Below are 16,659 nucleotides of genomic sequence, written 5' to 3' on the forward strand. Positions count from 1 at the left end.
GTGATGATCAATTTTTTGCGCACGAACATATGTTCAAACATATCAACAAATAAAATTAAAGTTTTCCTGATATCAGGTTTAATGATATTGACTCTATCCTGTGAGAGCCAGATTGAGCCAATCGAACTTGTGAATCCCAATATTGGAACAGCACACAGCAGGTGGTTTTTCTATACCCCGGCAGCATTGCCATTTGGAATGGCAAAACCGGCACCAAGTACCAATGGTCATTATGGAAATAAATGGGGCTGGGAAGCTGTAGGATATGATGACAGACATACTTCTATCGAAGGATTTGTGAATGCTCACGAGTTTCAAATTGGTGGAATTTCGCTAATGCCAACATGTGGGGTGTTGAAAACCATTCCCGGAAAACTAGACAATCCTGAAGAGGGCTATCGTTCCCGTTTTAGCAAAGAAAATGAAATTGCCAAACCCGGCTACTACAGTGTTGTGCTCGATGATTACCAGGTGAAAGTGGAGCTTACTGCATCGAAACGGGTAGCTTTTCACCGGTATACTTTTCCCGAAAAAACCGATGCCCATCTTATTTTTGATATTGGCAGACGACAAGGCGAGAGTGGCGCTGTAATTGACGCAATGGTGAATTGGACTTCTGCCAATACCATTGAAGGATGGGTGAGAACAGAACCCGAATATGTAAAGAAATATCAAAAAGGAGCCTACATTGACATCTTCTTCTCAGCAAAAATCAACAAAGAAATTAAAGATCATGGTGTTTTTAGAAATGATTCAATTATGGTCAATGCAAACCAGCTTTCAGGAATTGGATCTGGTGCATATGCCTCTTTTAAAACAAAAGAATCGGAAGTTGTCGAAGTACAAGTAGCTCTTTCCTACACTTCCATCGATAATGCCAGGGAGAGCCTGGAGGCCGAATCAACTTCTTTTGATAAAGCAAGAAAATCGGCCGAGGAAATCTGGAATCATGAATTGAGCAAAATACAGGTTCGTGGTGGTTCTCATCAGGATCAGATCAAATTCTATACTGGCCTGTATCATGCTTTACTGGGAAGAGGATTGGCCAGTGATGCAAACGGTGCTTACCCTAAAAATGATGGTTCGATTGGTCAGATTCCTTTGGATAAAGACGGAAAACCACAATTCAACTTTTACAATACAGATGCGGTTTGGGGCGCATTTTGGAACCTGAGTCAATTGTGGACCCTGGCTTGGCCCGAATATTACAACGACTTTGTGCAATCTCATCTGCTGGTTTATCAGGATACAGGTTGGCTGGGCGATGGTTTGGCCAATAGTCGATATGTTTCCGGGGTGGGGACCAATTTTGTGGGTTTGATTATCGCTTCGGCATACAATTGCGGAATTCGAAACCATGATATTGATTTGGCTTTCGAAGCGGCACTTAAGAATGAGCTGGAGTGGAACAACCGACCTTATGGAGCCGGAAAACTGGATGTGAAAAGCTTTGTTGAACTGGGTTTCATTCCCCACCAGGAGGAGTGGGCAGATATTCCCGAAGCCAATGCATTTTCGGCATCTCATGTGCTGGAATATTCGTTTAGTGCACATGCGGTGGCCAATTTTGCCAAAGCACTTGGTAAAGAGAGTGAACACAAGCAATTGGAACAGCTTTCGCATGGATGGAAAAAGATTTTTAATCCGGCAACAGGATTTATCCACCCCAAAGATGCAGGGGGAAAGTTCATTTCCAATTTTGATCCAATGCAAGCTTGGAGAGGATTCCAGGAAGGAAATTCATGGCAGTACAGTTTCTATGTACCACATGATATTGAAGAGTTGGTTGAAAAAATTGGAGAAATAGAATTCAACCAACGCCTGGATTCCATATTTCTTTCGTCGAGAGAAATGGCTTTTGGAGGAGGAAAGGAAATTGATGCCTTTGCCGGAGTTGAAACTTTGTACAATCATGGCAATCAGCCTAGTTTGCATATTCCCTGGTTGTACAATTTTTCGGGTCAGCCAGAGAAAAGCCAATACTGGACACGCATGATTTGCAATGAGTTCTATGGAACGGATCCAATTCATGGATATGGTTATGGACAAGATGAAGATCAGGGTCAATTGGGAGCCTGGTTTGTGATGGCTTCTATTGGTTTGTTCGACGTGGCAGGCCTGACTCATGAAAATCCAAGCATGCAAATTGGAAGTCCTGCCTTCGATGAAATTAACATTCACTTAAATCAGGATTATTACCCTGGCAAGAAAATCCAAATCAGGCAAACGAATCATTCGGCTGAAAACCTGTTGGTGGAATCGGTAAAATTAAATGGAAAACCATTCAGCAAGCTATCAATTCCTTTTCAGGATTTGGTGAAGGGAGCAAGTCTGGAAATCAGGAAAAAATCAAAAAAATAATTGATATCAACATGAAAAGTAGGATAATGTTACTATGGCTTGCCATTGCAACAATGGCTTGTACGCAGCAAACGAAAGTGAGCAAGGAATTGAAACAATCCATTCAAAAAAATGAGAGCTTCGAATATGTGAAGAAAAGAGCATTGGAGGTTGTAAAAACAGGCTTTAATGCTGGAGATGGTTATGGTGAAGTGTGGATTCGCGATTACAATACATTCATTGAACTCTCAGCCGAAGTGTATGCACAAGAGGAACTAAAGGAAAACTTGCGTGTATTTTTCCGTTTGCAAGGTGATGATGGAAATATCATAGACGGATTTATTCCCAAAGAAAAAGCGGTTGATGTTGATGGTGGATACACCTATATCTACAACGATTTGGAACCTACCTATTGCGGACATAAAAACACGGTAGAAACCGATCATGAAGCCTCTTTGATTCAGGCTGTTTACAAGTATGTTCAGAAAACAGGCGACAAGGCATTTTTGCTTGAAAAAATTGGAGACAAAAGTGTTATTGATCGATTGGAATGGTCATTGGAGTTTTTACGAAATCACCGCTGGAGCAAAGAGCATGGAATGATTTTCGGAGCCACAACTTCCGATTGGGGAGATGTTCAACATTGTCATCCCTGGGGAGTATACATTACAGAAGATACCAAGTATTGTGTGGATATTTACGACAATGCCATGTTCCTAATTGCCATTGATAATTTAATGGATCTGGATCCTTCCAAATCCGAGAAGTGGCAAGAAAGAAGAGACCAATTGGCTAAAAACACAATGAAACATTTATGGGATGAGGAAAACCAGAAATTCATTCCTCATGTCTATCTCGATGGTTCCCCATTTCCTGAAAACTTTAAGGAAAATGAGATCTACTACCATGGAGGAACAGCCATTGCCATTGAAGCTGGTTTACTGTCAAAAGATCAAATTAAAACCGCTCTGGAGAAAATGATTTCCAACGTAAAAGCCTCAGGTGCTGGTTCCATTGGTCTAACCATGTATCCGCCATATCCGGAAGGGTATTTTGAGAACAAAGGAATGTATCCTTACGGATATCAAAACGGAGGCGACTGGACCTGGTTTGGAGGCAGGATGATTCAACAACTGGTGCACTATGGTTTCTACCAGGAAGCCTACGAAAACTTACTTCCAATGACTGATAGAGTGATGCAGAATAAAGGCTTTTACGAATGGTACACGGTAAAAAATGAGCCAACTGGTTCGGGCACCTTTCGTGGATCGGCAGGAGTGCTCTACAAAGCAATTGAAATGTTAGAAGATGCAGTTGAAAAATAGAACGGTAATGGAGAAAAGAAAATCAGAGCAATATCTGCTTCCTCTTCAAAGGAAAGAGACTGAAAAAGGAAAATACGATTTGTATCCATCTCTTAAAATAGAAGATGGGAAAATTGAAGTGGGATACAAGAAGCTGGTTCAGGAGTTAAAGCACGAAAAGTGCATCATTATCGATGGATATGTTGGTGTTTTCTATTATGAAATGAAAGATCAAATCAACACTGAATTCGAAAAGCTGGGCAAAAAAGTACAGTGGACCGATGTGTCTGAGTGCATGAAACCCGAATCGAAGATTGATGAGCTGATTGAGCCATTTTTAGGTGGCGATAATCCAATTTTTGGAACAAGGGCAAGCATTTCACTTCATGATTTTTTCGATCAGCGAAAGCTGAATTCTACAGCTGAGAATTTGAATGCCGATGTGAATATTATTTACGGTCCTGGAGCTTCTTTGTGCAATTGGAAAGGCAAATTGATCTATATTGATTTGCCAAAGAATGAGCTGCAATTTAGAGCTCGTGCGCAAAGCATTTGCAATTTAGGAGCAAGTGTTCCATTCGAGATCAAACCCATGTACAAACGCTTCTATTTTGTCGATTGGATTGTTCTGAATGAACACAAACAAAAACTACTTCCTGAAATTGATTTTGTAATTGATGAACAACGCCTGGATGTAATCACCTGGATGAGGGGAGTTGATTTGAGAGATGGATTACAAAATATGGCAAACAATATCTTTCGCGTTCGCCCCTGGTTCGAGCCGGGTGCGTGGGGAGGACAATGGGCCATGAATAAAATAGATGGACTGAACAAAGAGGTGGTAAACTATGCATGGTCCTTCGAACTGATTGTTCCCGAAAATGGCCTGCTTTTCGAAAGTGGAGGAAACTTGCTTGAGATATCCTTCGATTGCATCATGTATCAGGAAAGCGAAGCAGTTATGGGAAAACACTCAAAGCAGTTCGGATATGAGTTCCCAATCCGATTCGACTTTCTGGATACTTTTGATGGAGGGAACCTCTCCATCCAATGTCACCCGCAAACAGAATATATCCAAAAACATTTTGGCGAGAGCTTTACACAGGAAGAAACCTATTATATACTCGATGCGGGGAAAGATGCAAAATGTTACCTGGGTTTTCAGGAAGATATTGATCCTAAAAAATTTGAGGCCGATTTACAATTCAGCTTCGAAAACAAAAAGGCAATTGATATCACCAAACATGTACAAATCCATGACTCCAGGAAGCATGATTTGTTCCTGATTCCTCCAGGAACCATACATGGGTCGGGAATCGATAACCTGGTACTTGAAATCAGCACAACACCATACATCTTCACCTTTAAAATGTACGATTGGCTGCGCGTGGATTTCGATGGGAAACCTCGTCCGATAAATGTTGAAAGAGGCATGGAAAACCTTTGTTTCGATCGCAAAGGAGAGTATGTACAAGAGAAGTTGATCTCTCATCCTTATCTTCTGAATGAAGGCTTGGATTGGAAGCAATATCACCTACCAACACATGAAAAACATACTTACGATGTACACAGGTATCATTTGCTTACAGAAGTAGAAATTGATACCGAAAACCGCTGTAATGTTCTTTCGCTTGTAGAAGGCCAGAGCATTGTGGTTGAAAGCAAAAATGGAATGCGCCAACGCTTCAACTATGCTGAAACCTTTGTAATTCCTGCTGCAGCTGGCTCTTATAAAATCATTAACGAGTCGGAAGAAGAAATCATGCTGGTAAAAGCTTTTATGAAATAATTATTTGCCCAAAATAGATCTAAAATGAAGAAACTTAGCTTAATAATAACCTTGGCTAGCCTGATAATATCATCCTGTACTTCCCCTCAAAAAACCATATGGAAGATTGGTGAGAATGACAATTCAGGTGCCGAGTTTGCCTTATCCAATCATGGGTATAAGGATTATATTGCAAACGATTTTGGTTGGGAAGACAAATATTTCCTGGTTGGAAAATCGGAAGAAAAGAAAGATTGGCCATACATCATTCCGGGAATTAGCGATACCTGGGGAGGAACCTACGGAACATCAGGCTGGAGATCCAGCACTTTAAATATTCTGTTTGGTATCGATAAATTACCAAAATCGGGAGAGTGGAAACTAACTGTTGACGTGCTGGATTGTAACTCTGAAGATTTGCCGCTTTTTAAGATTACTGTAAATGGTAAATCGTGGAAATATCGTTTGCCAGCAATGAATAAAAATTCCAAAATTGATGTTTCACCAATAGATTCATCGGAATATCTGATTGAAATTCCTTTGTCGAATGAAATTATGAAAGAAGGGGGAAATGAAATTTCTCTAAGTACGATTGAAGGTTCATGGATCAAGTTCGATCAAATTAAATTGGAAGGACCAGGAAAGGCAGAACTTCGTCAGGCAAATTCAATTCACTTGCGTGATGTTTCGGCTGCAGATTATGAACTGGAATTAGATGGAAAATCGTACCAGGCATTGCTTGTTGATCTTGAACATTTATCGGGCAAACCAGAGCTGAAAGTGTTCTTGGATGGAGAAGAAATCTTTACTGAATTTGTTGAAAAAGGAAGATATCAGTTTGAAGCTCCAATGCCATCGGTTCAAAGCAAAATGAAAAGCAAGTATAGCATTTATGTAGATGAAAAGGAGGTTGAATCTGGCGAAATAGATCGAATGCCTTGCGACACGATAACACCTGCAGAATATGTTGATACAAAAATGGGAGCGGGGCATTCTCGCTGGATGATTGCACCCGGACCTTGGATGCCCTTTAGTATGGTGAAATTGAGTCCGGATAATCAAAACGCCGCCTGGCAGGGAGGATATGAACCAAATTTTGAATCGATTGGTTGCTTTAGCCACATTCATGAATGGACCATTGCCGGCTTGGGAATGATGCCAACTAATGGGCCACTGCAAATTAAGGTGGGAGATCAGATGGATCCGGATAGTGGATATCGATCAAGAATCGATAAATCGACAGAAGAAGCTCCTTTGGGCTATTATCGTGTGGATTTGAGCGATTATAACATTACGGCAGAACTTACTTCTACAACCCGATGTGGATTCCAGAGATATACTTTCCCGGATTCTTTGGAAAACAGAATCTTAATCGATTTGCAAATTCCTTGTGAATATACTTACCAGAATAAGGAAGTTGAACTGAAACAGGTGAATGAATATCGAATTGAAGGCTTTTCGCACCAGTTAACCGAAAATACCTGGGCTGGCGGAATCGATCAGGAATACACCATTTACTTTGTGATTGAGTTCGATCAGCCAATTCATAAAATGGGAACATGGATTAATGATATAGTGTCAGATTCAAAATCCATCCGAGCAAAAGAGGTAAAAGATACAGGTTGTTTTGTTGAGTTTGATACTAATGCACAAAAGCAGGTACAAGTTCGAACCGGAATTTCATATGTGAGCATAAAAAATGCTGGAGAAAACCTTAAAAAGGAGATCAGTGATCCGTTCGGTTGGAGTTTTGAAGCTGTTCGAAATTACCATGTATCGGAATGGAACAAACTGATGGGGCGAGTGAAGATTTCGACCCATGACAGAACTGAGAAAAAGCGTTTTTACAATGCCACGTATCGTTCCATTTGTAGCCGAAATATTTTCTCGGATGTAAACGGAGAATGGCGCGATGCCGATGAGAAAATCAGGAGAATGAAAGATCCTTCTTCACCAGCACTGGGTTGCGATGCATTCTGGAACACCTTCTGGAATTTAAATCAGTTTTGGAACCTTATTACACCAGAATGGAGCAACCGTTGGGTAAAATCGCAACTGGCCATGTACGATGCTAATGGCTGGTTGGCCAAAGGACCTGCAGGAATGGAGTATGTTCCGGTAATGGTAGCTGAGCACGAAATTCCTCTAATTGTTGGTGCTTACCAAATGGGAATTCGCGATTATGATGTTGAGAAAGCATACCAGGCGGTAAGAAAGATGCAAACTACTCCGGCCCGAAAAGTGGGTGGCGGATTTGCAGGCAACCGTGATTTAGTCACTTATCTGAAGCATGGATATGTGCCTTATGATGAAGGCCGTTTCTCCAATTCACTGGAATACTCATACGATGATTGGACGGTGTCGCAATTTGCAAAAGCGCTTGGCAAAACATCCGATTATCAAATGTTTTTAAAGCGAGGATATAACTGGCGAAATGTAATTGATAAAGACATGGGATATGCCAGAATGAAGGATGCTAAAGGCAATTGGAAAGAAGATTTTGATCCGTATCAATCGGGTGCAAACCACCATTACGTGGAAGGGAATTCCTGGCAGTTGACCTATTTTGTGCCCCAGGATGTTCCTGCACTGGCTAAAGCCATTGGAAAAGAGCGATTTATAAAACGATTGGATTGGGGATTTACCGAGAGTGATAAAACCCGTTTCAACGGAATGAATGATCAGTATTGGAACTATCCGGTGATGCAGGGAAATCAACAATCCATGCACTTTGCATTCTTATTTAATTGGGTTGGAAAACCATGGTTAACGCAAAAGTGGAGCCGTGCAATCATCGATAGATATTACGGAATAGGCGTTTCCAATGCTTATTTGGGCGATGAGGATCAGGGACAAATGAGTGGCTGGTTGGTGATGGCCTCTTTAGGATTGTTCCAAACCGATGGAGGTTGTAGTACAGAACCCGTTTATGAAATTGCAAGTCCGCTTTACGAAAAGGTAGAAATAGATTTGGGCCGCCAATTCGGAAGAGGCGAAAAGTTTGTGATTGAAGCGAAAAATGCCTCACGACTCAACAAATACGTGCAATCTGCAAACTTAAATGGCGAGACTTTACAAGACTTTAAATTTCCTGCAAGGGAACTGTTAAAAGGAGGGAAGTTGGAGTTAGAAATGGGGCCTGAGCCGAATAAGAATTGGGGAGTTATTGAACAATAAAAAAACATTAACGAGATGAAAAGGATAAAAATTCTAATTGTAAGTTTGCTAATAAGCTTAACAGGAATTACTCAGCATAAAATTACACCTGCCAGTCCTGAATATTATGCAATGGATCGGGAAGATATCCATTTTGATGATCAACAGGTGCTTTTGGTCAACTATCGTGGTTTTGTATCGCCTCAGCAGTATAGTGTTACCCAGTTTACCAATGTGCAGTTTGAACCCATAGAGGCACACAAATATCAATTTAACTTGAATTTTTATGATAAGGACACAAAACGTCTAATCGAGGATGATGTACCGACCAAATGGAAATCGTGGATTGATGATGGTAAAAGTTACGATCCATTAGGTTCTAATTTTCGACCCAATTCACCATCCATTATGGTAACACAAGATGAAAAATGGCAACCTAACCAATATTATCGTTCGGCCACATTTCATAAAGAATATAACAACACTTGGGTGAGTTTTGGAGCAAAAAGCTGGACCAGTGTAGCCAATAATGATGATGAGGTTTTTATCAAATTGCAATTGAGCAACAGGAATTCAAAGAATCTTGAGATGACCCTGATTCCAAACCAGATTGCTGAACACCTGTATTGCTCTTTTAGAGAAGGCAATACAACGGCAAAACAAATAGATGCTTTTACCATTGGAAGTGAAGTGGCTCATGCAAGAGTTTCTTCATCCATCAAGGAAATTAGTGATAAAGGTTTTGAGATATCGATACCAGCTGGAAAAACGAAAACCTACTTTTTTGCCATTAAATTTTACCAGCCGGATCAATCAGAACCTGCAATTGTTCAAAATGATATCAAAGAACGAATGGAGGTGGCTGATCAAAAAACAAGAGAGATGCTTGCCTGGGCTTACAATCAATTACCTCAACTCTCTTCTGCAAACCAGGAATTGGTGGAGTATTACTACCGATGCATGTTATCAGTAATGATGTGTCGATATGAAAACCCAAACTACATTACAGACGTGTTTTGGGCAGTTGGTACCTGGCCATTTACCATTAGTTGGGATAATTCATATTCTTCAGATGTACTTGCAATGCTCGAACCGGAAAGCCTGAAAGGAGCAATTTTAACCGATTTTGAACATGTAAAAATGAAACGTACCTATGTGGGCTGGAACGGCGCTTTTTGGGATAATTTATACATACAGGAGCCTTTTGCCTTGCAGGTGATGATCGAGGCTTATTTGCGTCATACAAATGACTATTCATTATTTACAACAAAAGCCTCTGGAAAATCTGTTTGGGAATGGATGCAAGGATGGGTGAATGAACTTGAAAACAATTATACCAACGATTTGGGCTTAATTGATGTAGGATATAACACCGAAAAAATCATTGAAATCAGAACTGATGGATACAATCATGTTGTTCCCATTACGAATACTTTAACCATTGATTTGTTGTATACAATGGCAGAATGGGCTGAGAGACTTGGCGATAAAAAGCTACAAGCAAAGTATTTTAAGAATGCAAAAAAACTGGAAACTTTGGTCGATAAACATCTTTGGAATCAAGAATTAGCCTGGTTTGATAATCTTTATCCTGATGGCTCAAAAACAAGCATCTGGACCTACCATTTGTTTGATATGTTGGGAGCAGATTACCTGTCTGATCAGCAATCCTATGGATTGGTTAGTCATTTGCAGGAAGGTGAGTTTCTTGGGAAATTTGGCGTTTATTCTATTGCCCGCCGCGATTCTGTCCACTGGGATTTAATTGATTCAGATTGGGGTGGAGGCGGACAATATGCCGGAATGCCTGGAAGAATATCCCGCAACTTGTATCAAAAAGGCTTCGCGGGAAAAGGTTGGGATGTGCTAAAACGCAACATCAGGTATATTGAGTATTTTCCTTACCTGCCACAAAATCCACGTATCGATACTCCGGAACAAGATCGTTCTTCAATGCCTGTACAAATAGCAGCTGGGGCAGGAATGGAGGCCGTTATTTTTGGAACATTTGGTATAAACATAGAAGGCGATACTCTTAGTATTAAACCATTTAATCACGAAGATATTGGAGAAGCTATACTTAGCAATATCAAGTTTAAGGGGAGAACCTTTGGAATTCAGTTAAACAGAAAAACATTCTTGGTATATGAGAATGATAAACTGATTGCCACCAAATTCTATGGAGAATCATTTCTGATAAAATAAAGTGTGAGCAAAATAAGGAGGTGTGATAGTTTACAGTGGATCTTCACATCTAATAATTACAAGATTAATAAATCGAATTGCCTTGTTAATCTTCTTTTAACCCAAAACTAAGCATGTTCAACTAATCTTGAAGAAAAATTAGAACATGAAGTATAACCAACCCAAATATTTAATCATAATGAATCGATTCTATTTTTTGCTTATCGCCACTTTCTTACTCTTTGGATTCACGAAAAAAGAGAAACTTCCAGCATATAAAAATGCTAAACTCGATATTGAAACACGCGTTGCCGATTTGCTGTCGCGAATGACACTTGAAGAAAAAGTGATGCAGCTGGATATGTATTCGGCTGGCGACCTGGTAATTGATGGTAGAGTAGAGCCTGTTAGAGCTGCAAAGGCATTAAATGGAATGAGTATAGGCTCGGTGCACGATTATTATCCGGAAACGGCGGTACATGCAAACGAGCTTCAAAAATACATTGTAGAAAACACGCGCTTGGGAATTCCAGCTTTGTTTATTGAAGAGGCACTACACGGTTATCAAGGTAAAAAGTCGACGGCTTTTCCTGTGCCTATCGGACTGGGAAGTATGTGGGATGTTGATTTAATGCAAAAAATAGGCAAGGTGATAGGTGCAGAAACCCGTTCGGTTGGTGTGCACATGGTATTATCGCCAGTTTTGGGCATTGGCAGGGAACCACGTTGGGGACGAGTGCAGGAAACTTATGGCGAAGATGCATATTTAGCAGCTCGAAATGGGGTAGCTATAATCAAAGGAATGCAGGGCGAAGATTTAACTGCAAATAATACAGTTGTTGCAGAACCGAAACATTTTGGGATTCATAGTATTCCGACAAAAGGATTAAATACAGGAACTGTCTATATTGGTGAACGCGAAGCTCGCAGTCACTTTTTATATGTATTCGAGAAAGCATTCAAGGAAGCAGGAGCGCTTGGTGCTATGGCCGCTTATCACGAGTGGGATGGTGTTCCTGCAGCTGGCGATCCCTGGTTGTTAAAAGAATTATTGCGCGATGAGTGGGGCTTTAAAGGATTTGTTTTGTCCGATCTTGGTGCCATAGCAAAACAGCACAACTCGCACCATACCTCTCCAACAGCCGAAGATGCGATTTTAACCTCAATTCGTTCGGGTTTGGATATGCAATTCTACGATTATACTCACGATAAATTTCAGAATACGATTATTGAAGCAGTAAAGAACGGAAGTCTTGATATGAAAGATGTTGATCGTGCCGTATCAAGCGTGTTATATGTAAAATTCCGTTTGGGATTATTCGAAAATCCATATGTAGATCCAAAACTTCAAGCCGAAAGATACCACTGCCAGGCACATCAGGATTTGGCCTTGGAATCAGCTCAAAAATCAATTACTCTATTGCAAAACAATAACAACATTTTGCCTTTTGGCGATGATGTTAAGAAAGTAACAATTGTTGGCGATATGGCCGATAAGGTATTGTTGGGTGGCTACTCTCCAAAAGAAGTGGAAGGAACCTCAATTGTTGATGCTTTTCAAGATGCTGAATATGAGGTAAATTTTGTGGATGTTGGAGTCCCAACGAACACAGCTGAGCAAATTGACTCGAAATATTTACTTAGTGAAAATGGAGAAGAAGGCCTGTTGGCAGAATATTTTAATAATTCTGATTGTGCTGGAAAGCCAGTTTTTTCAAAAGTTGAAACAAGTTTGGCGAGATATTGGCACAATTTGAGTCCCGAAGCCGGAGTTGTTGATGATAACTTCTCTGTGCGTTGGTCGGGTTACATTGTTCCACCAATAGATGGAACTTACGAGTTTTCATTAATTGCTGATGATATTGCAAGATTTTCTATCAATGGTGAGCAACTGATTGATAACTGGGACAAAGAACTAAAAAACAAGTGGACGAAGCGGAAAATTCGTTTGGAGAAAGGAAAGAAATATCCAATTGTTCTAGACTTCGCTGAATTTGATGCTTATGCAGCAGTTTTTCTTCATTGGAAAATACAACCTGAAGTATCGAATAAAGTTAGCATGTTCGAGAAAACAGTTGCAGCTGCAAAAGATGCTGATGTTGTAGTATTGGTTCTTGGCGAAAAGGAAGAGGAATGTGGGGAAGGAAAAGACCGTCAAAGCCTGGAATTGAATACCTACAGCAAACGATTATTGAATGAGCTTACAAGTGCTGGAAAACCTGTTATTTTGGTGCTTCAAAATGGTAGACCTTTGGTATTAACAGAGGAACATAAAAAGGTGGATGCCATTTTGGAAACCTGGTATGCTGGTGAGTTAAGTGGACGAGCAACAGTTGATATCCTTACCGGTAAGGTGAACCCTTCTGGTAAACTGCCAATTACCTTTCCACGCAGCGAAGGACAATTGCCAGTATTCTATAATCATCAACCTTCGGCAAATCATGATTATGTGGATGGAACGAGTAAGCCATTGTTTGCCTTTGGTCATGGATTAAATTACAGCAAGTTTGAGTATTCTGACTTGAAAATCATGAAACCAGAAATCGAGAAAACAGAAAACCAAATTGTTACAATTAAGGTGAAAAATACATCAGATAGAGATGGAACAGAAGTGGTTCAACTTTATATTACAGATACCTATAGCTCGGTGGCTACACCTGTTATGCAGTTAAGAGGATTTCAACGAGTTGATCTAAAAGCAGGCGAAGAAAAAGAGATTAGTTTTAGGCTGCTTCCCGACGATTTGGCATTGTGGAACAGAAAGATGAGACGTGTGGTTGAACCAGGTGAATTTAAAGTGAAAATAGGAGCTGCATCAGACGATATTCGTTTGGAATCGAAGTTTAGAGTGAAGTAGGCAGGAAATCCAATTGTAAGCAAAAGGAAATGGGATGTCAAATTGATCTTGACATCCCATTTTTTTATTCTTTACAGCTTGCAATGATAAAAGTGATATTTTCTCCTAACCAACAATCTCCAGCAGGCAATACCTTGTCTGAGCTTTGAAGGATTTGATACCCATTTTCATGAAGCTTATTTTCAATGTCTGCCATGTCAAAATAATGAGTCCAGAAACGATATACTTTTGGCTTGCTATCATTTTGAATCACAATGTGCTGAAACATAAGAACTTTATTTTCTGAATAATGAAAGGGTTCAGACAAACACAAGTATGGTTCAGGGCTCCAAAATCCTGTTTGGGCAGCTTCCCAGTTTTTTGTACCAATTTTTTGATCCAGGTTTCGCTCGTTGTTTACATCGAAAGCAAACACTCCACCTGGTTTCAAAGCTCTCTTAATTTTCATAAGTAGCAGCTCTTGTTCTTCGGGCAAAAGAATGCAAAAATCAGTATAGATCAATATGACCAGGTCAAACTGATTTTCAAAGTCCATTTCCAAATAATTCAAACAAATGTAACTAATGTCAAAACCTTTTACTTCTGCTTGTTCTTTGGCATAACGAATAGAATTTTCAGAAAAATCTACCCCAGTAACCTGATGACCTCGTTTTGTTAATTCCTCGGCATAAAGTCCGGGGCCACAACCCAAATCAAGAATGTGTAAATTTGAATCATTTTTGTACTCAAGTATCCAATTTAAACTTGCCTGGATTGAATCAGGTTTCCTGCTAGCTAAGTTGATCTCAGGATTTAGGTGTACTTCTAATAAATTCTTCGAAATATATGGATCGGTCCACATTTGATCTGTTCCTTTTTCATATATTTTTGGTCGATTGCTTACAGCTATAATCTTATTAACGTTCATATCTTTTACGTTTGAATGCAACAATTCCATTGCATTAAATTCTTAAATAATATAAAATTTTTGATTGAATATTGGGGTACGCAACAATAGGTACACCAATACCAATTGGTGTCTCCCCAATTCACTTTTCAGGATGAAAAGCTTTTTGATATGATACTAAAGAGCCATAAGTGGCACAAAACTAAGTATTTTATCTGTCTGCTACAAATTTGCATGAATTTTCTTTGGCACAAAAAAATCCCCACCGCAAGGTGAGGATCTTTCTACCTAATACTAACGAGCTTTTGCCCGTAGCTAATCTATTCTTTTATTTCATTAATTGCTTCACTTACGTTGATACAGTAATCGCCAATCTTTTCGCATTCCGAGAACATATCGTTGTAAATGATACCTGCCTGGTACTTGTATTTCTTCTCCTCCACATTGGCAAGGTGTTCTGTTTTTAGAGCAGTACGGTAATCGTTGATTTCACGCTCAATTTCCCATGCCTTCTTAATTCTTACTTCCGAAAACTCATTTTTCGTGTTCTCAAGCATCATGTCCAAAGCATTGTCTACCAATTCGAACATTTTATTGATATTATCGCGCAATTCCTGTGGGAACCAGGCTTTTTGCTCGCGTTTACGTTTCATCGCCTTGGCAATGTTTAAAGCAGAATCTCCAACACTCTCGATATCACTTACCATTTTAAAGTAGGCACGCACTCGTTCCGAATTTTCTTTGCTCAGGCGAGTTTCCGAAACAGAGGTCAGGAAGTTTGCAATTTCCACTTCCATATCATCACTCTCATCTTCGCGTTGAGAAATTTTATCGAAAAGCTTATTAAACGATTTATCATTGGTTTCGTTGAATGCATCTTTCGTATACCCAAACATTTTCTTGGTACTTTTTGCATACATTGAGATTTCCTTTTTGGCAAGGAAAAGTGACGCTTCAGGAGTTGATAGAGTACCAGTTTTGATGTGTTGTAGTTTGAATTCCTCTTCCACATCTTCGCGCACAGGAACCAAGGTAGTAACCACTTTCACAATGAATTTGGCAAACCATATCATAAGCAAAACATTCAGGATATTAAAACCTGTGTGGAACAAAGATAAGGTTACTGGCACAGCTGCAGCTTCGGTAAATGCATTGCCTTGTCCGAAGAAATTCTGACTTACCCAGGAAACAGACTCTAAGAAATATGGCAGTACCAATAACATCCAAATCACCCCAATCGAGTTAAAAATAAGGTGAGCACGTGCTGCACGTTTCGCCGAAGTATTGGCAATCATTGCAGCCAGGTTGGCAGTAATGGTTGTACCGATATTTTCACCCAATACCATAGCAGCTGCAATTTCGAAGCTGATCCATCCCGAATTACACATTACCAGTGTAAGTGCCATGGTTGCCGATGAGGATTGAATCAATATTGTTAGCAAAGTACCAATACCCATAAACAATAGGGTAGAAGCAAAGCCCATATCGGTATAGTTTGCTAAGAAGTTTAGGATCTCAGGATTGCTCTTGATATCAGGCATTGATGTTTTCAAAAACTGTAGGCCGATAAACAGAAGTGCAAAACCCATAATCAGCTCGCCCCAATTCTTTTTACCACGATTTTGCGAAAACAGGAATGGCAAGCCAAGACCAATTAATGGCAAGGAAATAGCACTCATACTCACTTTAAAACCCAGAATAGAGATTAACCAGGCAGTAACAGTAGTACCAATATTTGCACCCATAATCACACCTACCGATTCAACCAATGAAAGCAATCCGGCATTTACAAAACTAACTACCATTACAGTAGTTGCGGATGATGATTGAATTAAAGCAGTGATTAATACTCCAGTGAATACACCTTTTACTCGATTAGATGTCATTGCTGCGAGAATAGATCTCATTTTATCTCCAGCAACCTTTTGAAGAGCCTCGCTCATTAGTTTCATTCCGTAAAGGAATAATCCAAGAGAACCAATAAGCCTTAAAATATCGGCTATTCCATAATCCATAATAGACTAATTTTGTTTGTTTTTCAATTTGTTAGTTTGATAAGGTCGGCAAAAATAGGATATTTTGAATGTAAAGCAAATGTTAAGAAAAAGAAAAGTTAATGTTAAGAGACTAATTAGATTGGTTCGATTTAAGGATTTTTAACGAT

Annotated in this window: 8 protein-coding genes; 6 read left to right on the forward strand and 2 right to left on the reverse strand. The window is 39.7% G+C overall.

Annotated features, from left to right (window positions below):
- The first annotated feature begins 3 nt into the window (after nt 1-3).
- The 6 genes from ELS83_RS08620 (at nt 4) to ELS83_RS08645 (ending at nt 13,609) form a co-directional block, all read left to right on the forward strand.
- Complete coding sequence (locus ELS83_RS08620) at nt 4-2,361, forward strand: GH92 family glycosyl hydrolase (RefSeq protein ID WP_171595141.1); 2,358 nt, start codon at nt 4-6, stop codon at nt 2,359-2,361.
- Nucleotides 2,362-2,372: 11 nt separating this feature from the next.
- The gene (locus ELS83_RS08625; protein ID WP_171595142.1) at nt 2,373-3,665 is read left to right on the forward strand and encodes a glucosidase family protein; all 1,293 of its coding nucleotides are present in this window, start codon (nt 2,373-2,375) and stop codon (nt 3,663-3,665) included.
- Nucleotides 3,649-5,433, forward strand: a complete 1,785-nt coding sequence (locus tag ELS83_RS08630) for a class I mannose-6-phosphate isomerase (RefSeq protein WP_171595143.1) — start codon at nt 3,649-3,651, stop codon at nt 5,431-5,433. The genes ELS83_RS08625 and ELS83_RS08630 overlap by 17 nt, the downstream gene beginning before the upstream one ends.
- 24 nt (nt 5,434-5,457) lie before the next feature.
- The gene (locus ELS83_RS08635) at nt 5,458-8,589 is read left to right on the forward strand and encodes a GH92 family glycosyl hydrolase (protein ID WP_171595144.1); all 3,132 of its coding nucleotides are present in this window, start codon (nt 5,458-5,460) and stop codon (nt 8,587-8,589) included.
- A gap of 15 nt (nt 8,590-8,604) precedes the next feature.
- Nucleotides 8,605-10,773: an MGH1-like glycoside hydrolase domain-containing protein gene (locus ELS83_RS08640; protein WP_171595145.1), complete on the forward strand. Its 2,169-nt coding sequence runs from the start codon at nt 8,605-8,607 to the stop codon at nt 10,771-10,773.
- 178 nt (nt 10,774-10,951) lie between these two features.
- Nucleotides 10,952-13,609, forward strand: a complete 2,658-nt coding sequence (locus ELS83_RS08645) for a glycoside hydrolase family 3 N-terminal domain-containing protein (RefSeq protein WP_171595146.1) — start codon at nt 10,952-10,954, stop codon at nt 13,607-13,609.
- A gap of 64 nt (nt 13,610-13,673) precedes the next feature.
- Here the strand turns inward: ELS83_RS08645 and ELS83_RS08650 are convergent, their stop codons facing one another.
- Together ELS83_RS08650 and ELS83_RS08655 are read right to left on the reverse strand one after the other, a co-directional pair.
- On the reverse strand, nt 13,674-14,516 hold the full coding sequence (locus ELS83_RS08650; protein WP_171595147.1) for a class I SAM-dependent methyltransferase: 843 nt from the start codon (nt 14,514-14,516) through the stop codon (nt 13,674-13,676).
- Nucleotides 14,517-14,815: 299 nt separating this feature from the next.
- Nucleotides 14,816-16,510, reverse strand: a complete 1,695-nt coding sequence (locus tag ELS83_RS08655; RefSeq protein ID WP_171595148.1) for a Na/Pi cotransporter family protein — start codon at nt 16,508-16,510, stop codon at nt 14,816-14,818.
- Nucleotides 16,511-16,659 lie beyond the last annotated feature (149 nt).

This window comes from Marinifilum caeruleilacunae (assembly GCF_013141825.1).
In the GTDB taxonomy this organism is placed as follows: domain Bacteria; phylum Bacteroidota; class Bacteroidia; order Bacteroidales; family Marinifilaceae; genus Marinifilum; species Marinifilum caeruleilacunae.